The organism is Pseudomonas sp. PDM17 (assembly GCF_014851985.1).
GTDB lineage: Bacteria > Pseudomonadota > Gammaproteobacteria > Pseudomonadales > Pseudomonadaceae > Pseudomonas.
Genome location: NZ_JACVAT010000005.1, coordinates 215,627 through 235,607, shown reverse-complemented (window position 1 = coordinate 235,607; position 19,981 = coordinate 215,627). Strand labels below are relative to the sequence as shown.

Here is a 19,981-nt window from a genome sequence, read left to right as displayed (position 1 = left end):
CCGTATGAGCCTCCTCGACCTCCGCAATCTTTCGGTCCGCTTCGGCGACCGCAACGCCGTCCCGGTGGTGGACGGCCTCGACCTCTCGGTGGACAAGGGTGAAGTCCTGGCCATCGTCGGCGAATCCGGCTCCGGCAAGTCGGTGACCATGATGGCCCTGATGGGCCTGATCGACGCCCCCGGCATCATCACCGCCGACACCATGCAGTTCGACGGCACCGACATGCTGCGCCTGAAGGGACGCGAGCGGCGGCGCATCGTCGGCAAGGACATCGCCATGGTCTTCCAGGACCCGATGACCGCCCTCAATCCCAGCTTCACCGTCGGCTACCAGATCGAGGAAGTGCTCAAGCTGCACCTCGGCCTGCGCGGCAAGGCCCTGCGCCAGCGCGCCCTGGAACTGCTCGAACGGGTGGAGATCCCCGGCGCCGCGCAGCGCCTGGACGCTTACCCGCACCAACTGTCCGGCGGCATGAGCCAGCGCGTCGCGATCGCCATGGCGATCGCCGGCGAACCCAAGCTGCTGATCGCCGACGAACCTACCACCGCGCTGGACGTGACCATCCAGGCGCAGATCATGGAGCTGCTGCTGAACCTGCAGCGCGACCAGGGCATGGCGCTGATCCTGATCACCCACGACCTCGCCGTGGTCGCCGAGACCGCCCAGCGCGTCTGCGTGATGTACGCGGGGCAGGCGGTGGAGATCGGCGAGGTGCCGGCGCTGTTCGACCTGCCGACGCACCCATACACCGAGGCGCTGCTCAAGGCGATCCCCGAGCACAGCGCCGGCGAGGAACGCCTGGCCACCCTGCCCGGCATCGTCCCCGGCAAGTACGACCGCCCGCAGGGCTGCCTGCTGTCGCCGCGCTGCCCCTACGTGCAGGACCACTGCCGCAGCGTGCGCCCTGCCCTCGAAGCCCATGAGCGCGGCGCCGTGCGCTGCTTCTACCCGCTCAATCTGAACACCGAGGTGGCCCGATGAGCGCCGTCCTGACCGCCCGCGACCTGACCCGTCACTATGAAATCTCCCAGGGCCTGTTCAAGCCGCACGCCCTGGTCCGCGCGCTGAACGGTGTGTCCTTCGACTTGCAGGCCGGCAAGACCCTCGCCGTGGTTGGCGAGTCCGGCTGCGGCAAATCCACCCTCGCCCGCGCGCTGACCCTGATCGAGGAACCCACTTCCGGTTCCCTGCAGATCGCTGGCCATGAGGTGAAAGGCGCCGACCACGACACCCGCAAGCAACTGCGCCGCGACGTGCAGATGGTCTTCCAGAACCCCTACGCCTCGCTCAACCCGCGGCAGAAGATCGGCGACCAGCTGGCCGAGCCTCTGGTCATCAACACCAGCCTGTCTCGCGCCGAACGCCGCGAGCGCGTGCAGGCGATGATGAAGCAGGTCGGCCTGCGCCCCGAGCACTACCAGCGCTACCCGCACATGTTCTCCGGCGGCCAGCGCCAGCGAATCGCCCTGGCCCGCGCCATGATGCTGCGGCCCAAGGTGCTGGTGGCAGACGAACCGACCTCGGCGCTGGACGTGTCGATCCAGGCGCAGGTGCTCAACCTGTTCATGGACCTGCAGCAGGAGTTCGGCACCGCCTACGTGTTCATCTCCCACAACCTCGCCGTGGTCCGCCACGTGGCCGACGACGTGCTGGTGATGTACCTCGGCCGCCCGGCGGAAATGGGCCCGGCGGACAAGCTCTACGAGCGCCCGCTGCACCCCTACACCCAGGCGCTGCTGTCGGCGACCCCGGCCATTCACCCCGATCCGGACAAGCCCAAGATCAAGATCCAGGGCGAACTCCCCAACCCACTCAATCCGCCCACCGGCTGCGCCTTCCACAAGCGCTGCCCGTATGCGACCGAGCGCTGCAAGACCGAGGTGCCGGAACTGCGCCTGCTTGATGAGCGCCAGGTGGCCTGCCACCATGCGGAGCAGTTCCTGAACTGATACGAAACGGGCCGGTCATAGACCGGCCCCTCTTTCGGAAACAGCTGCGTCCTACGACGCAGCCGGAACAGGCCTATCGCCTGATCCAGACAATCCCGCCAGGGTGGCACCCCGCCACTGCCTGCACGCCGTGGCCGTTATCCACAGGGCCACGATCCTCCATGCTGCTGTTCTACCTCCTGCTCATCCTCGTCACCGCCATCGTCGCCAACGTCCAGTTGCACAAGTGGAAGCGTCAGCGACGGATGGATGTGCGCGCGGCCGTGAAGTCGCGGAAGAAGCCAGCGGCGAAGAAGAAAGCGCCAGCGGAGGACGTCGAACTCGACGAAATCGACTGGGACGGTCTCGATCAGGAGGAGCTGGATTTCAGTGCGCCGCCCCCGCCAGCGCCAAAGCCACTGCCCGCGTCGGTTCCTGCCGCGGCTCTCACCCAGCCGCCGGCCGAGGCCAAATCGAAGGTCGAGCCCAAGGACGAATTCTTCGCCCTGGAACGCGCACTGCCACCGGGACAACTGACGGCCGCCCAGCGCGACGAAGCCATGGCGCAATTGCTCAAGACCAGCCTGCACCTCCCTACGCCGGAGCCCGGCGAAAAGCATGTGGTGCTGGACATGGACGACGGCAGCTACGTGCCGGTCGCCACGCACCCGGCAGCAGCGGCCATCGCCCTCGGGCATCTCGCCGAGAGCCTGCAACAGCGCAAGGGCGCGCAACTGCTGCGCGAGTTGCGCGGCAAGGACCTGGGCCTGCTGGTGGTCGCGCGCAATCCGCAGAAGCCCTCGGTGGCGCGGCTGTGGAAAATCCAGCCGGAAGACCTCTGATCCGCGCTTCTACAAATCGCGGATCAGCGCAAGGCGCACGCCGAAGCCCAGCAGGATGCCGCCGAAGCCCCACTGCTGAATGCGCTGCATCGTCCGGTGCCGCGCCAGCCAGCGGCCCATGCGCTCGCCGCTGACGGCGTAGAAGCTGTCGAACCCCAGCCCAACCACCACCAGCACGCCGCCCAACAGCGCGAACTGCAGCGCCAGCGGGCCGTTCTGCGGATGGATAAACTGCGGCAGCAGCACTGAACAGAACAGCAGCGCCTTGGGGTTGAGCAGATTGGTCAGCAGGCCCCGGCGAAATGCTCGTCGGTAGCTGACTGTAGATAACCCAGCCGAGCCGGTCGCCACCGGCAAACCCACCGGTGCGCGCAGCAGTTGCAGGCCAATCCACGCCAGATAGAGACCGCCGCCGATGCGCACGACATCGAAGGTCCAGGGCGCGGTGCGGAACAGCAGCGCCAGCCCTGTCGCCGCCAGCGCGACGTGGCAGCCACGGGCCAAGCCCAACCCCAGGGCTGTTGCCAGAGCCGCTCGGCAGCCCTCGCGGGCGCCGGTGTGCAGCAGGAGAATCATGTCCGGCCCCGGCAGCAGGTAGACCATCGCCAGGGCCAGCAGGAAGACGCCGATATCCACAAGAGCCACTCCGAAGAAGTCATTGCGGATAGGGATTCTATGCCTGAAGGACGAGGCAGGTGCTTGCGTATTCAGCCAGTCTGACACTAACAATTGGCATACTCTGCCAATCTCAAGCGTAAGCAGTAGCTACTCATGCCAAACCCGAAACTGGACGCCTACGACCACCGCATCCTCGCCGCCCTGCAGCGCGATGGCCGGCTGACCAACGTGCAGCTCGCCGAGGAGATCGGCCTGTCGCCCTCCCCCTGCCTGCGCCGGGTGCGCCTGCTTGAAGAGGCCGGGATGATTCGTGGCTACCACGCCGAGCTGGGCCGCGACGAAGTCGGCCTGGGGCTGACCGTGTTCGTCGGGGTGAAGGTGGAGCGCCATAGCGACACCAGCGCCGCCGCCTTTCGCCAGGCCGTGATCGACCTGCCGGAAGTCATCTCGGTGCACCTGGTCAGCGGCGAGTCGGACTTCCTCCTGCAAGTGGTACTGCCCGACCTGCGCGCCTATGAGCAGTTCCTCACCGGCACCCTGCTCAAGCTGCCGGGCGTCAGCGACATCCGCAGCAACTTCGCCATCCAGACGGTGAAGGAGTCGGCGCCCCTGCCGCTGCGCCACCTGCCGAAATAGCGAAGATTGCGCACGGGCGGCTGTGCGCCTATCATTCGCAGCCTTCCCATCCACCGACAGCAAAGGAGAGACATCATGCAAACACTGATCACCCTTTGCAGGTCGCGTCTGGCGTAATCGCTTCCCCGCCGCCCCTTTTGGCGGCACCGCATTGCCCGGCTCCGGCCTGCCCCCATCCTCTTTTTTCGTTTCATTCCTCTTGGGATTGGACAATGGGCAATTGCATCCAAAATCTGTCCGACGGCATCACCCTGATCGCCGCGGACGACACCTGGATCGAAGGTAAAGCGATCCAGCAACTTGAAACCACCGCCCGCCTGCCGGGCATGCAGCGTGTCGCCGGCATGCCGGACCTGCACCCCGGTCGTGGCTACCCGATCGGCGCGGCGTTCTTCTCCACCGGCCGCCTGTACCCGGCGCTGGTGGGCAACGACATCGGCTGCGGCATGGCGCTGTGGCGCACCGATATCGCCACCGCCAAACTGAACCTGGACAAGCTGGAGAAGCGCCTGGGCAACCTCGACGGTCCGCTGGACGATGACTGGAGCGAGCGCGTCGCAAGCTTCGGCCTGCCGCCCTGCGGCCACGAGCATTCGTTGGGCACCATCGGCGGCGGCAACCACTTCGCCGAGCTGCAGCAGCTCGATCAGCTCTACGACCAAGTCGCCGTCGAAGCCCTCGGCCTTGACCGTCGTCACCTGCTCCTGCTGGTGCACAGCGGCTCGCGTGGCCTGGGCGAAGCCATCCTGCGCGAGCAGGTCGATCGCTTCAGCCACCAGGGCCTGGAACAAGGCACCGACGACTGCGCTCACTACCTGGCTCGCCACGATGGCGCGCTGCGTTTCGCCGAAGCCAACCGCCAACTGATCGCCCTGCGCATGCTCGATCGCCTGCGGGCAGACGGTGCGCAGGTGCTTGACGTGAACCACAACCTCGTCAGCCCGGCGCAGGTCGAAGGCGTCGACGGCTGGCTGCATCGCAAGGGCGCGACGCCGGCGGATCGCGGGGTGATGGTCATCCCCGGTTCGCGCGGCGACTACAGCTACCTGGTGGAACCGGTCGCCGATCCGCGCAGCCTCTTCTCCCTCGCCCACGGCGCGGGGCGCAAGTGGATGCGCAGCGAGTGCAAGGACCGTCTGTCGGCGCGTTACCGCGTCGAGCAGCTGGCCCGTACTGCGCTGGGCAGCCGGGTGATCTGCGGCGATCGCGGGCTGATCTACGAGGAGGCGCCGGAGGCCTACAAGGCCATCGACTCGGTGGTCGGCGCGCTGCGTGAAGCGGGGCTGCTGCGGGTACTGGCGCGGCTGAAGCCGGTGCTGACCTACAAGACCCGCGGGGAGTGCTGCTGATGATCCTGCTGCAACTTTCCGCGGCCCAGGGGCCGGACGAATGCGCCCTGGCCGTGGCCAAGGCCCTGCAGCGCCTGCTGCGCGAGGCCGAGGCCAACAGTGTCGAGGTGCGCGTGATCGAGGAAGAAGCCGGCCCGCGCCGAGGCACCCTGCTCTCGGTGCTGCTGGCGCTGGAAGGCGGCTCAGCGGCCACGCTGGCCGAGGACTGGAGCGGCACCCTGCAATGGGTCTGCGCCAGCCCTTACCGGGCCAACCACGGGCGCAAGAACTGGTACTTCGGCGGCGCGGTGTTCAGCACGCCGCCGGCCAGCCTCGAAGGTGAAGTGCGCTTCGAAACTCTGCGCTCCTCCGGCCCCGGCGGGCAGCACGTCAACACCACCGACTCGGCGGTGCGCGCCACCCACATCGCCAGCGGCCTGAGCGTGAAGGTCCAGAGCGAACGCAGCCAGCACGCCAACAAGCGTCTGGCATTGCTGCTGATCGCCCGCAAGCTGGAGGAACGCGCGGAGCAGGCAAGCAGCGAACTGCGCGCCGAACGCCGGCTGGTGCATCACCACCTGGAGCGCGGCAATCCACGCCGGGTGTTTCGCGGTGAACGCTTCGAGGGCTGAGTTCAGCCGCAGAAGAAACGCAGGAACGTGCGCAGGTCCGCCTGCGCACGTTCCACGCTCACTGCGGTGAAACGCACTTCGCTGTGCGCCGGGCATTGCGCCAGGCGGCCGATGTCCAGCGGGTGCAGCACGCCCAGCAGCGGATAGCCGCCCATGCTCTGGCGGTCGGCCAGCAGGACGATCGGCTGGCCGTCCGGCGGCATCTGGATGGCGCCTTCCACTATCCCCAACGACCATTGCCGGCGAGGCGCGCTCAGCGCTTCGCCGCGCAGTCGCACCCCCATGCGATCGGACTGCGGGCTGACCTGCCAGCGCTGTTCGAAGAAGGCCTGGCGCTGTTCCTCGCTGAAGGCATCCGGGCCAGGCAGCACGCGCAGGGTCGGCACCTCGCGGTAGTCCGGCCGATAAGGCCAGGGCACGCTGGCACCGCGAGTGAAACGCTCGCCATAGGCGGCGCATTGGAGCAGATCGTCAGCGGCGAGCGGCTGTCCATTGCCGGCAAGACCGCCGAGTTTTTCCCGCATCTGGGTCGCGACGCTACCCAGTATCGGCTGCGCCGCGAAACCTCCGGCAGCGGCGAGATACCCCCGCAGCCCGGTACGGGCGAATCCCAGCTTAACGCGCTGCCCGGCCCTCACGCGAAAGCGCGACCAGCCCGGCAACGGCTTACCATCGAGCGTCGCCGGCAACTCGGCGCCCGCCAGTGCCAGCCAGGTGTCAGCCTGCACTTCCAGCTCCACCCCGCCCAGCGCGATTTCCAGCAAAGGTGCGCCTGGCGCGTTGCCGAGCAGGCGATTGGCCCAGGCCGCCGCGTGTTTATCCACAGGGCCGCCGGGCGAGACGCCCAGGTGCTGCCAGCCCGGTCGGCCGCCATCCTGCAGCAGGCACAGCAGGCCGCAGGCCATGATTTTCAGGCTCATGGCTCGCCACCCGCCGCGCGATAAGCCGCCTCATCGATGGGCACGAAGCGCACGCGATCACCCACCGCCAGCGGGCATGGCGGCTGCCGGTGCGGATCGAACAGGCGTTGTGCGGTGCGCCCGAGGAGGTGCCAACCACCGGGCGAGGCCTGTGGATAAACTGCCGTCTGCCGCTCGGCAATCGCCAGGCTGCCGGCCGGCACCTGCGTGCGCGGCGTGGCCCGGCGCGGCAGGGCGAGGCGTTGGTCCAGCTCACCGAGATAGGCGAAGCCGGGGGAGAAGCCGATGGCGCCGACGCGGTAGTCGCGGCCGGCGTGCAGGTCGATCACCTGGGACGTGCTGAGCCCGCAAAGACGGGCGATCTCCACAAAGTCCTCACCGGCGTACCACACGGCAATTTCATACAGGCGCCCGGGGTCGTTCGCCAGGGCGTCGCCGGGCCAGTCCGCCAGCGCCGCTTGCACGCGGCTCTGCAATTGCGGGAGGTCGATGCGCAGCAGGTCGTAATGCAGCAACAGCGTGGTCCAGCCCGGCACACAATCCGTCAGCGCCGCGCCCAGCTCGGTGCGCAGGCGCTCGGCCAATCGGGCGATGCGCAACGGCAGTGCGTCGTCGGGCTGCTCGGCAAGGGTAATCAGCAGCGCCGTGGCACCGAAGGCTTCGACGCGGATCATGCCTGGTCCAGCAGGCCACGCAGGCGCCGCAGCACCGCCAGGGATTCGGGGTTATCACCATGCACGCAGAGGCTGTCGGCGCGCAGGCGCAGCGGATTGCCGTCGATATCCGGGAAAGGCTCGCCACGGGCAATGGCCAGGGCCTGGTCGAGGATGCGCTGCGGCTCGTGGTGCACGGCATTGGGCAGCCGGCGCGGGGCAAGCTGACCATCAGGCAGGTAGGCACGATCGGCGAAGGCTTCGAACATCAGCGGTACATCGGCGGCGTCAGCCAGTTGCAGCTCGCGGTTGTTGTCGGCCAGGGCCAGCACCATCAGCGGCAGGCGCTTGCGGTAGGCGGCGCAGGCATCGAGCACCGCCGCGAGCAGCGCGTCATCGCGCACCAGGTCGTTGTACAGCGCGCCGTGGGGCTTCACGTAGGCCACCTGGGTGCCGGCGGCGCGGCAAAAGGCGTCCAGCGCACCGATCTGGTACAACACCAGGGCGTGGACTTCTTCGGGCGAACAGCTCATGTGCCGACGGCCGAAGCCGGCCAGGTCCGGGTAGGCGGGGTGCGCGCCGATGCTGACGCCCTGCTCCACCGCCAGGCGAACGGTGCGCTGCATGGTCAGCGGATCGCCCGCGTGGTAGCCACAAGCGAGGTTGGCCTGATCGATCAGCGGCATGGCATGGGTATCGTCGCCCATTCGCCAGGCGCCGAAGCTTTCGCCCATATCGCAGTTGAGCAGGATACGCGGGGTGGGCTCGATCATCGCTATCGCCGTCCTTCCAGATTTCCTACAGGTTAAAGCACCTGCAGGCCTTTGGCCTTCGGAGAATACTCAGTCACGCTCAGGAGGAGTACCATCCCGCCTCTAGACCCGTGGAAATCTCCCCCCGAATGATCAAAGCCGCCATCCTGGCCGCCTTCGGCCTGAGCATCGTTTATGTCCACCTGCGTGGGCGGGTGCGCCACAAATTCACGCGCCAGTTGAGCGACCACTCCAGCTTCCTGGCGCCGATCAATTGCCTGATGTACCTGTTCTCACGGGTGCCGAGCCAGCCGTACCTGGCGACCGATGAATTCCCCGAGATGCGCCTGCTTGCCGACAACTGGGAAGCCATCCGCAGCGAAGCCCTGCACCTGCGCGACGCCGGTAGCATCAAGCGTTCCGACCAGCTCAACGACGTGGGTTTCAACTCCTTCTTCAAGACCGGCTGGAAGCGCTTCTACCTGAAGTGGTACGACGACAGCCACCCGTCCGCCGACGCGCTGTGCCCGAAAACCACCGAGCTGCTGCGGCAGATTCCGTCGGTGAAGGCAGCGATGTTCGCCGAGCTGCCGCCGGGCTCCCGCCTGGTGCGCCACCGCGACCCCTATGCCGGTTCGCTGCGCTACCACCTGGGCCTGCTGACGCCGAATGACCCGGGCTGCTTCATCGAGGTGGACGGCGAGCGCTACCACTGGCGCGACGGCGAGGCGGTGGTGTTCGATGAGACCTATATCCACTACGCCGAGAACACCACGGATCACGACCGGGTGATCCTCTTCTGCGATATCGAGCGGCCGCTGAAATACGGCTGGGTGACGGCGTTCAATCGCTGGTTCAGTCGCAACGTGATGGCCGCAGCGGCCTCGCCCAACGACGCGGGCGACAAGACCGGGGGCATCAACCGCGCTTTCGCTTCGCTGTACAAGATCCGCCTGCATGGCAAGGCCCTGAAGAAGCGCAACCGCAAGCTGTACTACCTGCAGAAGTGGGGCTTCTTCGCAGCGGTGCTGGCATTGTTCTTGTGGATATGAGCCGCTTGTGGCTATGAGCTGCGTCTGAAATCAAAAAGGCCTCCGCATTCGCGGGGGCCTTTTCGCTTGAGCTGATGACTTCGCAGGGCGTACAACCGTTCAGTTGTACGCCCTGCGGGCCTTGCCGGTGGCGCGGGCATGACCCACTCCTACGAAGAGCCGGTCGGGGCTCGCTTCGGCTCAGTAAACATCGCGGCGGTAGCGCCCGCTCTCCAGCAGAGCCTCGACCTCGGCGTCACCCAGCATCTCGCGCAGGGTGCGGTCGACGCCTTCGGCCATGCCCTGCAGGCTACCGCAGACGTAGATCGCCGCGCCGTCGTCGAGCCACTGGGCGAGGACTTCGCCGCTAGCACGCAGGCGGTCCTGCACGTAGAGCTTTTCGGCCTGGTCGCGGGAGAAGGCGACATCCAGGCGTTGCAGTTCGCCGCGCGCCAGCAGGCCTTCCAGTTCCTCGCGGCAGTAGAAGTCGTGGGCGATGTTGCGCTCGCCGAACAACAACCAGTTACGCGACCGGCCCTCGGCCACGCTCGCCTGCAGCAGTGCGCGCAGGCCGGCGATACCGGTGCCGTTGCCGATCAGGATCAGCGGGCGATCCTCCTCGGTCAGGTGGAAGCTGCGGTTGCGCCGCAGGCGCAGCAGCAGGCTGCCGCCCTCGGGCAGGTACTCGGTCAGCCAGCCGGAACAGATGCCCAGCGAGCCGTCGGCGTGCTGCTCCTGGCGGACGATCAGCTCCAGGGCGCCTGCGCTGCGCAACGAGGCGATGGAGTACTGGCGCACCGAGAGCTTGATCAGCGCGTCGTAAACCGCCTGGCCATGCTGGCCGACCAGGTGCTCGAGGTTGCCCGGCAGCAGGCAGCCGGCCAGGGCGTCCTTCAGCGGCAGGGCCAGGCCATCCACTTGCACCTTGGCAGCACCATCGAGGCCGAGGCGCTCGAGCCAGCGGGCGACGAGGAAGTCCGGTTGGCGCGGGACGATTTCCACCAGGTCGCCGGCGGCCCAGTCGATCTGCGAATCGCTCGGCGCGGTGAGGCGCAGCAGCCAGGTGGATTCGCCCTGGCTGCCGGGGTTGAGGTGTTCGCGATCGCTCAGCGTCCAGACTTCGAAGGCCGGCGCAGTGAAAGCCACTTGCGGCGCGGCGCCGGAAAGCTGCGCCAGACGCACCTGCCAGTCGTGCAGCGCAGCGGCATCACCGTTGTCGACTTCCACGCCGTCGAACAGCGGGCGCGCACCCTGCCCTTGCAGCCAGCCCTGCATGCGCCGGGCGAAGCCGCAGAAGTGCTCGTACTGGCGGTCGCCCAGGGCGAGGATGGCGAAGCGCAGGTCATTGAGACCGAGGGTCTGGCCCAGCAGTTGGCGTTCGAAGCCACGGGCGCTGTCCGGCGCCTCGCCTTCGCCGAAGGTGCTGACCACGAACAGTGCGTTGCGGGTCTGCTCCAGCTGCGCGCGGTCCAGCTTGCCCAGTGGCTCGACACGCACCGGCAAACCGGCGGCCTGCAACTGGCCGGCGCTCTGCCACGCCAGTTGCTCGGCGAAGCCGCTCTGGCTGGCATAGCCCACCAGCCAGGAGTCGGCGCCAGCGGCGTTGCTGCCCAGTTCACCACGGGCGGCCTGCGCGGCGCGCTTCTTGCGGCGGCGGTCGAGGTAGAGCAGCCAGCCGGTGATGAAGAACAGCGGCATGGCGAGGCTCGCGAGCATCATCAGGATGCGCCCGGTAAGGCCGAAGTAGCTGCCCACGTGCAGGGCGTAGACGCTGGTGAGCAGTTGCTTGCCGGCGCTGCTGTCGTTGTAGCGGCGGTGCTTGAGCAGCTTGCCGCTGGCCGGGTCGATGGTCATCTCGTTGAAGGCGCGTTCGTGGGCGGCATCATCGAGGAGGTAGAACACAGTGGCCGGCTGGCCCTTCACCGGCGGCAGGCGCAGGTTGTAGGCGGTCATGTTGGGGCCGCCGGTCTGCGCGACGGTGTTCCAGATGGCCGTGGCATCCACCACCGGCGGCGGGCCCTCGGGCGCCGGGCCACGTTTGCCGCCGCGCTGGCCGCCCTTGGCCTGGCCGGAAGGGGCGTCGTCGAGCAGCTTGAACAGGCCGTTGCGGTACCACTCGTAGGACCAGTACAGGCCGGTCAGCGAGGCCAGGAGGTAGAACACCAGGCACCAGGTGCCGGCGACGGCGTGCAGGTCCCAGTTGAAGGCGCGACCCTTCTTGCGCCAGTCGAAGGTCAGCCAGGTGCGCCAGTTCAGCGCCTTGCGCGGCCAGCGCAGGTACAGGCCGGAGAGGCAGAAGAAGATCAGGATCAGGGTGCAGGCGGCCGTGATCCGCTGGCCGACTTCGCCGGCGGCGAGGAAACGGTGCAGCTGCATGATGAACATGAAGGCGCCCTCGCCCACTGGCGCGGGCAGAGCTTGCGCGGTGTACGGGTCGACATAGAGCGATTCGCCCCGGCGCTGGCCCGGTGGCGGGCTGAAGAAGATGCGCGCGGACTCCACGCCTTCGGTCTTCAGCCAGAGGAAGGAAACCTTCTTGCCCGGCTCGGCGCTCTCCACCCGGCGGATCAGTTCGTCCATCGGCAGCACGGCTTCGGCGCGCTTTTCCACCACCAGGCTCTGGGGGTTGATGGCGCGCAGGATTTCATCCTGGAACGACAGCATCGCCCCGGTGATGCCCATCAGCGCCAGCACCAGACCTGCGCTGATACCGAACAGCCAATGCAACTGGAACAGGACTTTCTTCAACACCGCGGCTTCACCTTCGCAGACCCTTCACGCAGGGCGGGCATTTTAATGAGAATGGCTCGCAAGCGCAGCCGATTTAACAATCTTTACCCTGGCCTTACCTTTGCCGAACGGGAGCCAGCCCCGGACAAAGAAAAGCCCCGGCCGAGGAGCATCGGCCGGGGCAGGTCGCCAGAGACGCGCGGCCTTAGAAGTGGAAGTTGGTGGACAGCAGCACGGTGCGGCCGGCCGCCTGCGACGCGTAGTGCGAGGCGTAGGCCTTGTCGAAGTACTTCTTGTCGAAGACGTTCTGCACGTTGAGCTGGAAGTCGACGTTCTTGCTCAGCTTGTAGGCGGCCATCGCGTCGTAGCGCCAGTAGTCCGGGACGTACATGGTGTTGGCCACGTCGCCGTAGACCTTGTCGACGTAGAAGGTGCCGCCGCCGATGGTGGCGTTGGGCAGTACATCGTAGGTGGTCCACAGGCTGAAGCTGTTTTCCGGAGTGTTGGGCATCTGGTTGCCGTCGTTGGAGGCGGCGGTGGCGTTCACCGTGCCGCTACGACCGGACTTACCCGCCTTGACCAGTTCGCTGTCGAGGTAGCTGTAGCCGGCGAATACCTTCCACTTGTCGGTGATCTTGCCGCTGGCGGACAGCTCGAGGCCGTCGACGCGGGACTGGCCGGCGTTGTCGTAGGTCTGGTTGGAGACCAGTACGCGGGCGTTGTCCTTGTCGGTGCGGAAAATCGCTGCGGTCAGCTCCAGGCGCTCGTCGAGGAAGTTCCACTTGGTGCCGATTTCGTAGTTGGTGGTTTCTTCCGGCTCCAGGTTGTTCTTCACCGCGAAGGTATCCACGGCGTTGCCGGTGTCACCGTTGTCCAGCATAGAGCCGGGCGGGGTCGCCGAAGTCGCGTAGGAAGCGTAGATGCTGCCGTTGGGCGCCGGTTTGTAGACCACGCCGGCCTGCCAGTTCCAGAAGCTGGAGCTGTCCTCGAACTTGGTGGTCGGGCTCACGCCGTGGTTCTTCGCGGTGGTCTCGAAGCTGTCGAAACGCGCACCGACGTTGACTTGCCATTGCTCGTTCAGGTCAATCGTGTCGAAGCCGTAGATCGCCTTGGTGGTGGCGACGGTGTTCAGCGGCTTGTAGTTGCGGACGATGCTGCCGTTCCACGGATCGTGCGGGTTGGGGTTTTCCAGGCTGGTGCAGTTGTAGCCGCTGGGTGCGCCGACGATGGCCGGACGGCACTTGTTGGCGCCGGCGCTGGAACCGGTGTTGGTGTTCACCGTGTAGCCGTCGCGCTTGCTGTCTTCGCGGGTGAATTCCAGGCCGGTGGTGAAGCTGTTCTTGAAGCCGGCCAGGTAGAACTCGCCGAACAGGTCGGTCTGGTTGGTCGCGGTGGTGGTGGTGCTGATGCGGTTGTTGTTGCGGCGCCAGACGGTCCCGTTGTTGATGTTGCCCTGGCTGTCGTCGGGCTGGGTCCAGATGTAGTCCTGGTGCGCGGTGCCGTAGCGCAGGGTGTTGCGCAGGCTCAGGGCATCGTTGAAGTCGTGCTCGAAAGTGAGGGTGCTGGTGTCGATGCGGCTCTTCTGGAAGTCGCGATCCTCGAGGCCGTAGTAGTTGTCGCGGTCGACGTTCACCGGCTTGTCGGGGTTGTGCTTGCTGCGGTCGGCGCTCTTGGCGTACGGGATGCCCGAGTCAGGAGTGTCGTCGCTTTCCAGGTGGTAATGGCTGACGGTGACGCGGGTCGGACCGTTGAGGCCGAAGGTCAGGGACGGCGCGATACCCCAGCGGCTGGCGTCCACCGCCTGGCGACCGGCGACGTTCTGGTCGTGGGTCATCAGGTTCAGGCGGAAGGCGGCGTTGCCGTCGAGGAATTCCTGGTTGGTGTCGAGGGTGTAGCGACGGGTTTGGTCGGAACCGTAGGTGAAGCTGCCGTCGGTGAAGTTGCCGGCTTTGGCCTGCTTGCTGATCAGGTTCAGGCTGCCACCGGCCGAGCCGCGGCCACCGAACGCCGAGTTCGGGCCCTTGCTGACTTCGATCTGCTCGAGGTTGAAGACCTCGCGGGACTGCGCGCCGGTGTCGCGGACACCGTCGACATAGGTGTCGCTCTGCGCGTCGAAGCCACGGATGAACGGACGGTCACCGGTGGGGTTGCCACCCTCGCCGGCGCCGAACGTGATGCCCGGCACGGTGCGCAAGGCATCCTGCAGGGTCAGTGCGCCGGTGTCCTTGATCACCTGCTGCGGCACCACGGTCACCGAGCGCGGCGTATCCAGCAGCGGCGCGGTGTACTTCTCGTTGGAGGACTTCTCGACGTTGTAGGTGGTCGGGTCCTGCTGCTGCGTGCCGACGACGGTGTCGGCGTCCAGGGACAGCACGTCCTGGCCGGACTTCTTCGGCGCTTCGTCAGCATGGGCCAGTTGAGCGCCGGACATGGCGGTGATCGCCACGCCGACAGCGCTGACTAGAAGGCGCGGCTTGCTGCCGGCGAACTCGGTGGATTGACGCGACATCGAAACTCCCTCCCCAGGGGTTCATGAAGGCCGCGCAATTTATTGCAACTGAGAATTTGTATCAATTCACACTCATTACCATACGCACATGATTTACAACTTTTACACTTTCTCCCTGTCGGAAGCAGGGGTATGCCGGTTGTACCGATATGTTGCAAATCATTATCATTGGCAAATTATCGAAACTGATGGAACCGGCCCATGCTGCTGCACATTCCCGGCGTGTTCTCCCGCGATGAGGTGACGCGCATTCGCGCCGCCCTGGAACAGGCCGAGTGGGCCGACGGCAAGGTCACCGCCGGTTACCAGTCGTCCCGCGCCAAGCACAACCTGCAACTGCCGCAGGACCACCCGCTGGCCCGCGAGATCGGCGAAGCCATGCTGCAGCGCCTGTGGAGCAACCCGCTGTTCCAGTCGGCCGCGCTGCCGAGCAAGGTGTTCCCGCCGCTGTTCAACTGCTATACCAGCGGCGGCTCGTTCGACTTCCACATCGACAACGCCGTGCGCGACACCCAGGGCGGCCGCGAGCGAGTGCGCACCGACGTGTCCTCGACGCTGTTCTTCAGCGACCCGGAGGACTACGACGGCGGCGAACTGGTGATTCAGGACACCTACGGCACCCAGCAGGTCAAGCTGCCGGCCGGCGACCTGGTGCTCTACCCCGCCACCAGCCTGCACAAGGTCAACCCGGTGACCCGTGGGGCGCGCATCGCCTCGTTCTTCTGGACCCAGAGCCTGGTGCGCGAGGACAGCCAGCGCGCCCTGCTGTTCCAGATGGACCAGTCGATCCAGGCGCTGACCCGCGACGTGCCGGACCATCCGGCGCTGATCGAGCTGACCGGCACCTACCACAACCTGCTGCGCCGTTGGGTGGACGTCTGACCCGCCATGAGTTTCATCCTGCGTCGCACTGAAGAAATCAACGTCGAAGACCTCACCGGCCAGCTCGCCGATGACCCGCGACAGACCGCCCGCCTCATCGTGACCGGTGCCCGCGAGGGTGACCTCGAAGCCCAGGCGCTGCTCGGGCAGATCCTCCTCGACGGCCACGGCATCGAGCAGGATGTCGACCTCGCCCTGACCTGGTTCGGCATTGCCGCCGAGCGCGGCCACGCCATGGCGCGCAACATGCTCGGGCGCTGCCTGGAGCATGGTTGGGGCTGCGCGAAGGACGAGGCCGGCGCCGCCCGTCATTACGCCATCGCTGCGCAGCAGAAACTCGATTGGGCGATGTACAACCTCGCCAACCTGCTCTCCACCGGCCGTGGCGTGGAACGCGACGGCGCCCGCGCACTGGCGCTGTACCAGAGCGCAGCGACGCTGGGTCACGCCAAGTCGATGAACCTGGTCGGGCGCTTCCACGAGGAGGGCCTGGTGGTGCCGCGCGACCTGGATACCGCGCGCCAGTGGTACCGCCGGTCGGCCGAGGCCGGTGACTTCCGTGGTCAGTTCAGCCACGCTTCGGTGCTCGCCGAACGCGGCGACCTGCCCGCCGCGCGCATCTGGCTGGAGCGCGCACTGGAAGGCGGCAACCTCAACTTCCTGCGCGTGGCCCGCCACCAGCTCGCCGCCTCCATGCCGCCCAGCCTGCGCGAGCTGACCCTGGCCTACTTCCAGCGCGCCGCCGAACTGGGCGATGAGTCGGACCTGCATCACCTCGCCGAGCAGATGGGCGTCGCCTGACGCTCCTTGACGTAATTTTCACGCCAACCCTGCTAGCTTTGCCGGCTAACCTGGCTGCCGGAGTGTTCGGCAGCCGCCACGTAACGACGAGGCGCAAGTGTCGAACACCACATCCCCCGTAGCGCGCAAACGCGTGGACTGGGCCGCCCTGGGCTGGCTCCTGCTGTTCTTCTGGTACTTCTCCGGCGTTACCCAGGCGCTGATCCTGTTCAGCGGCACCACTGGCTTTGCCGGCTTCCGCGACGCGTTCTTCCTCAGCAGCCTGTGGCTCGCACCGCCGCTGCTGCTGCCGCGCTTCACCAGGGGTATTGCCGCCGTCATCGGCCTGGTGCTCTGGGGCGCCTCGCTGGTGGGCCTGAGCTACTTCGGCATCTACAAGCAGGAGTTCTCGCAGAGCGTCATCTTCGTGATGTTCGAGTCGAACACCGCCGAAGCCGGCGAGTACTTCAGCCAGTACTTCAGCCTCTGGCTGTGCCTGGCGCTGCTGGCCTACAGCGTGGTCGCCGTGGTGCTGTGGAAGCGCATCCGCCCGATCAGCATGCCGGCCTATGCCCGCGTGCCGCTGGCCGTGCTGCTGGTCGTGCTGAACCTGTTCTACCCCTTCTACAAGCAGATGGTCACCCAGGAGCGCACCTTCGCCCAGGCGGTGGAAAAGGTGCAGTCGCGCATGGAGCCGGCAGTACCGTGGCAGTTGGTGGTCGGCTACGTCCAGTACCGCCAGCAACTGGACAACATGCAGAAACTGCTGCAACAGAACGCCTCGCTGCCGCCCCTGCAGAACCTCAAGGACAGCAGCGGCAACGAGCCGCGCACCCTGGTCCTCGTGCTGGGCGAATCCACCACCCGCCAGCACATGCACCTGTACGGCTACGGCCGCGACACCACGCCGAACCTCGACGCCCTCGCCGCCAGCGGCCAGGGCCTGACCGTGTTCCAGAATGTGGTCGCGCCGCGCCCCTACACCATCGAGGTGATGCAGCAGATCCTCACCTTCGGTGATGAACAGAACCCCGACAGGTTCCTCACCGATCCGTCGCTGATCAACCTGATGAAACAGGCAGGCTACAAGACCTTCTGGATCACCAACCAGCAGACGATGACCAAGCGCAACACCATGCTCACCACCTTCTCCCAGCAGACGGACGAGCAGGCGTACCTGAACAACCAGCGCAACCAGAACGCCAGCCAGTACGACGGCGTGGTGCTGGACCCGTTCGAGAAGGCCCTGAAGGACCCGGCGCAGAAGAAGTTCATCGTGGTCCACCTGCTGGGCACGCACATGGACTACCGCTACCGCTACCCGGAAGAGTTCGCCCACTTCAAGGACCGCCAGGGCGTGCCTTCGGCGCTGTCGGATGACCAGGTGGAGACCTACAACTTCTACGACAACGCGGTGCGCTACAACGACTTCGTGGTGTCGAGCCTGATCAAGCGCTATTCGGCCGCCAACGCCAACGGCTTCATGCTTTACCTCTCCGATCACGGCGAGGAAGTCTACAGTTCGGGCAACCACGACCGTCTGGGCCGCAACGAGATGGACCCGACCCGGCCGATGTACACCATTCCGTTCATGGTCTGGACCTCGCCGAGCTGGCAGGCCGAACACCCGCGCGACTTGCAGGCAGTGGCCAACCGCTCGTACAGCAGCTCGCACCTGATCCACACCCTGTCGGACCTCGCCGGCCTGAGCTACGACCGTTACGAACCGGCCAAGAGCCTGGTGAACGAGCAGTTCGCCGCCGCCCCGCGCTGGATCGGCGACCCGTACAAGAAGGACGGTCTGCACGAGTTCGACAAGCTGCCGCAGGACAAGGCCGCGCCGGAACAGGAAATCGCCAAGGACGCCAAGGCTCCCGCCACGGCCCAGGCTCCGGTGCAGACGCAACCCAAGGAGGGTTGAGTCTCCCGTGATGCGATGAAACGCCCCGCTCCTGCGGGGCGTTTTTCATTCGGCCCCACCCATGGACTCAATCTGCAGGATCGCCCCATGGGCGCGATCGCTGACATGGCTCGCTCCGACAACAGTGCGTAGCGGATTCAGTCCATCGCCCGTCCACGCCGTCAGAAAAGAAAAAGCCCCGCATCAGCGGGGCTCTTTCAGGGCAGCATGGCTTACAGGTAGAAGGCCTTCAGCGGCGGGAAGCCGTTGAATTCCACCGCACTGTAGCTGGTGGTGTAGGCGCCGGTGGACAGCCAGTACAGGCGGTCACCAGCAGCCAGGTTCAGGGGCAGGCCGTACTTGTAGTGCTCGTACATGATGTCCGCGCTGTCGCAGGTCGGACCAGCGATCACCACTTCCTCCAGCTCGCCCGCCTTCTCCACGTGGATCGGGAACTTGATGGACTCGTCCATGGTTTCAATCAGGCCGGAGAACTTGCCCACATCGGTGAACACCCAGCGCTCGACGGCGGTACGCGACTTGCGCGCCACCAGCACGACTTCACTGACCAGGATGCCGGCGTTGGCGATCAGCGAGCGGCCCGGCTCCAGGATGATTTCCGGCAGTTCGTCGCCGAAGTCTTCCTTGAGGAAACGGATGATTTCTTCCGCGTAGGTTTCCAGGCTGTTGGTCTTGGCGATGTAGTTGGCCGGGAACCCGCCGCCCATGTTGATCAGCTTCAGCTCGATGCCGTCCTCTTCCTTCAGGCGCTCGAAGATGACCTTCACCTTGGCAATCGCCGCGTCCCACACACCAATGTCGCGCTGCTGCGAACCGACGTGGAAGGACACGCCGTAGGGCACCAGGCCCAGGTCGCGGGCCAGTACCAGCAGGTCCATGGCCATGTCCGACTGGCAGCCGAACTTGCGCGACAGCGGCCAGTCAGCCGAGGTGGAGCCTTCGGTGAGGATACGCACGTAGACCTTGGAGCCCGGCGCGGCCTTGGCGATGTTGCGCAGGTCAGCTTCGGAGTCGGTGGCGAACAGGCGCACGCCCTTATCAAAGAAGTAGCGAATGTCGCGGGCTTTCTTGATGGTGTTGCCGTAGCTGATCTGCTCGGCGCGCACGCCGGTCTTCATCACCTTGTCCAGCTCATAGATGGAAGCGATGTCGAAGTTCGAACCCTTGTCGCGCAGCAACTCGGTGATCTCGGTGGCCGGGTTGGCCTTCACCGCGTAATAGATCTTGGCGAACGGGAAGCAGCCGGTCAGCTGGTCGTAGGCATCAGCGATGGTCTGCTTGTCGATGACGACGAAGGGGGTTTCCTGCTTGTCGGCAAACGCCTTCATACGCTGGAAGGTTTCGGGGGCGAAGTAATCCTCGACCTTGATGGACATGGTTGGGACTCCAAATGGCAGAACAGGTTATTCGTAGGGGTGAAGCTGAACGTCGAATCCGTTTCCCCACTTTGGTTCGCCTACTTCCCAAGGCATGTCGCCGAGTATCACCGGTACCGGTCAATGGAGCCGGTGCCTCTCGTCGTCAGTACTTGAGCCGGATGGATCGTTTCCAGCATGGACGTTCGGGCGCGAACTTTAGGACCTGAAGTCCCTGAGTTCAACCCTGAATTGCCGCTTTTTCGCATCCCTTTGTCGCACTGCCGGTTGACTGTTTTGGATACTCAACAAAATGCACGGAATACCGCACAGAACGGGGCTTTCGACGCGTTTCTGCATCATCGTCCTACTGAGTTAACGACCGGTGACAGAGGGGGGAGTTCAGCTGTTTGGGATGGGTGGTGCGGGAGGGGATTTTTCGGGAATTTCGGAGCGGGGGCCA

17 protein-coding genes are annotated in these 19,981 nt (G+C 65.8%); 10 read left to right on the top strand and 7 right to left on the bottom strand.

Annotation, left to right across the window (positions count from 1 at the left end; translation table 11 throughout):
- Positions 1-4: 4 nt before the first annotated feature.
- The 3 genes from IB256_RS19315 (at position 5) to IB256_RS19305 (ending at position 2,771) form a co-directional block, all read left to right on the top strand.
- On the top strand, positions 5-982 hold the full coding sequence (locus IB256_RS19315; protein WP_192290074.1) for an ABC transporter ATP-binding protein: 978 nt from the start codon (positions 5-7) through the stop codon (positions 980-982).
- A complete protein-coding gene (locus IB256_RS19310) occupies positions 979-1,950 on the top strand; it encodes a peptide ABC transporter ATP-binding protein (RefSeq protein WP_151189449.1) in 972 nt (323 codons plus the stop codon). The genes IB256_RS19315 and IB256_RS19310 overlap by 4 nt, the downstream gene beginning before the upstream one ends.
- A 161-nt stretch (positions 1,951-2,111) precedes the next feature.
- The gene (locus IB256_RS19305; protein WP_192290076.1) at positions 2,112-2,771 is read left to right on the top strand and encodes a hypothetical protein; all 660 of its coding nucleotides are present in this window, start codon (positions 2,112-2,114) and stop codon (positions 2,769-2,771) included.
- Between the two features lie 9 nt (positions 2,772-2,780).
- Here the strand turns inward: IB256_RS19305 and IB256_RS19300 are convergent, their stop codons facing one another.
- A complete protein-coding gene (locus IB256_RS19300; protein WP_192290078.1) occupies positions 2,781-3,407 on the bottom strand; it encodes a LysE family translocator in 627 nt (208 codons plus the stop codon).
- Between the two features lie 135 nt (positions 3,408-3,542).
- Between IB256_RS19300 and IB256_RS19295 the strand changes: the two genes are divergently transcribed.
- The 3 genes from IB256_RS19295 (at position 3,543) to prfH (ending at position 5,985) form a co-directional block, all read left to right on the top strand.
- The gene (locus tag IB256_RS19295; protein WP_045209541.1) at positions 3,543-4,025 is read left to right on the top strand and encodes an Lrp/AsnC family transcriptional regulator; all 483 of its coding nucleotides are present in this window, start codon (positions 3,543-3,545) and stop codon (positions 4,023-4,025) included.
- 212 nt (positions 4,026-4,237) lie between these two features.
- Positions 4,238-5,374, top strand: a complete 1,137-nt coding sequence (locus IB256_RS19290) for an RNA ligase RtcB family protein (RefSeq protein WP_192290080.1) — start codon at positions 4,238-4,240, stop codon at positions 5,372-5,374.
- Positions 5,374-5,985, top strand: a complete 612-nt coding sequence (prfH, locus tag IB256_RS19285) for a peptide chain release factor H (protein WP_192403714.1) — start codon at positions 5,374-5,376, stop codon at positions 5,983-5,985. The genes IB256_RS19290 and prfH overlap by 1 nt, the downstream gene beginning before the upstream one ends.
- Before the next feature lie 2 nt (positions 5,986-5,987).
- Here prfH and IB256_RS19280 read toward each other — a convergent pair whose 3' ends face one another.
- From IB256_RS19280 to IB256_RS19270, 3 genes are read right to left on the bottom strand one after another with little or no spacing between them, the layout of a single operon-like run.
- Positions 5,988-6,905: a biotin-dependent carboxyltransferase family protein gene (locus IB256_RS19280; RefSeq protein ID WP_192403713.1), complete on the bottom strand. Its 918-nt coding sequence runs from the start codon at positions 6,903-6,905 to the stop codon at positions 5,988-5,990.
- Positions 6,902-7,579: a 5-oxoprolinase subunit PxpB gene (gene pxpB / locus IB256_RS19275; RefSeq protein ID WP_192403712.1), complete on the bottom strand. Its 678-nt coding sequence runs from the start codon at positions 7,577-7,579 to the stop codon at positions 6,902-6,904. Before pxpB ends, IB256_RS19280 begins: the two co-directional genes overlap by 4 nt.
- Entirely contained in the window at positions 7,576-8,331 is a 756-nt protein-coding gene (locus IB256_RS19270) for a 5-oxoprolinase subunit PxpA (protein ID WP_192290088.1), read from the bottom strand. Before IB256_RS19270 ends, pxpB begins: the two co-directional genes overlap by 4 nt.
- Positions 8,332-8,462: 131 nt before the next feature.
- Between IB256_RS19270 and lpxO the strand changes: the two genes are divergently transcribed.
- A complete protein-coding gene (gene lpxO, locus IB256_RS19265) occupies positions 8,463-9,362 on the top strand; it encodes a lipid A hydroxylase LpxO (RefSeq protein ID WP_138212927.1) in 900 nt (299 codons plus the stop codon).
- 180 nt (positions 9,363-9,542) lie between these two features.
- Here the strand turns inward: lpxO and IB256_RS19260 are convergent, their stop codons facing one another.
- Positions 9,543-12,089 carry a sulfite reductase flavoprotein subunit alpha gene (locus IB256_RS19260; RefSeq protein ID WP_225601866.1) on the bottom strand — a complete coding sequence of 849 codons (2,547 nt, stop codon included), beginning with the start codon at positions 12,087-12,089 and terminating at the stop codon, positions 9,543-9,545.
- Between the two features lie 187 nt (positions 12,090-12,276).
- Positions 12,277-14,580, bottom strand: a complete 2,304-nt coding sequence (locus IB256_RS19255; protein ID WP_192403710.1) for a TonB-dependent receptor — start codon at positions 14,578-14,580, stop codon at positions 12,277-12,279.
- Between the two features lie 201 nt (positions 14,581-14,781).
- On the opposite strand from IB256_RS19255, the gene IB256_RS19250 reads away from it, so the two are divergent.
- The 3 genes from IB256_RS19250 to IB256_RS19240 all read left to right on the top strand — a co-directional run bounded on the left by IB256_RS19250 (position 14,782) and on the right by IB256_RS19240 (position 18,163).
- A complete protein-coding gene (locus tag IB256_RS19250) occupies positions 14,782-15,462 on the top strand; it encodes a Fe2+-dependent dioxygenase (protein ID WP_192403709.1) in 681 nt (226 codons plus the stop codon).
- Positions 15,463-15,468: 6 nt separating this feature from the next.
- Positions 15,469-16,263: a tetratricopeptide repeat protein gene (locus tag IB256_RS19245; protein ID WP_192403708.1), complete on the top strand. Its 795-nt coding sequence runs from the start codon at positions 15,469-15,471 to the stop codon at positions 16,261-16,263.
- A 97-nt stretch (positions 16,264-16,360) separates the two neighbouring features.
- On the top strand, positions 16,361-18,163 hold the full coding sequence (locus IB256_RS19240; protein WP_192403707.1) for a phosphoethanolamine transferase CptA: 1,803 nt from the start codon (positions 16,361-16,363) through the stop codon (positions 18,161-18,163).
- Between the two features lie 212 nt (positions 18,164-18,375).
- Here IB256_RS19240 and IB256_RS19235 read toward each other — a convergent pair whose 3' ends face one another.
- The gene (locus IB256_RS19235) at positions 18,376-19,539 is read right to left on the bottom strand and encodes a type III PLP-dependent enzyme (protein WP_192290098.1); all 1,164 of its coding nucleotides are present in this window, start codon (positions 19,537-19,539) and stop codon (positions 18,376-18,378) included.
- Positions 19,540-19,981: the final 442 nt, after the last annotated feature.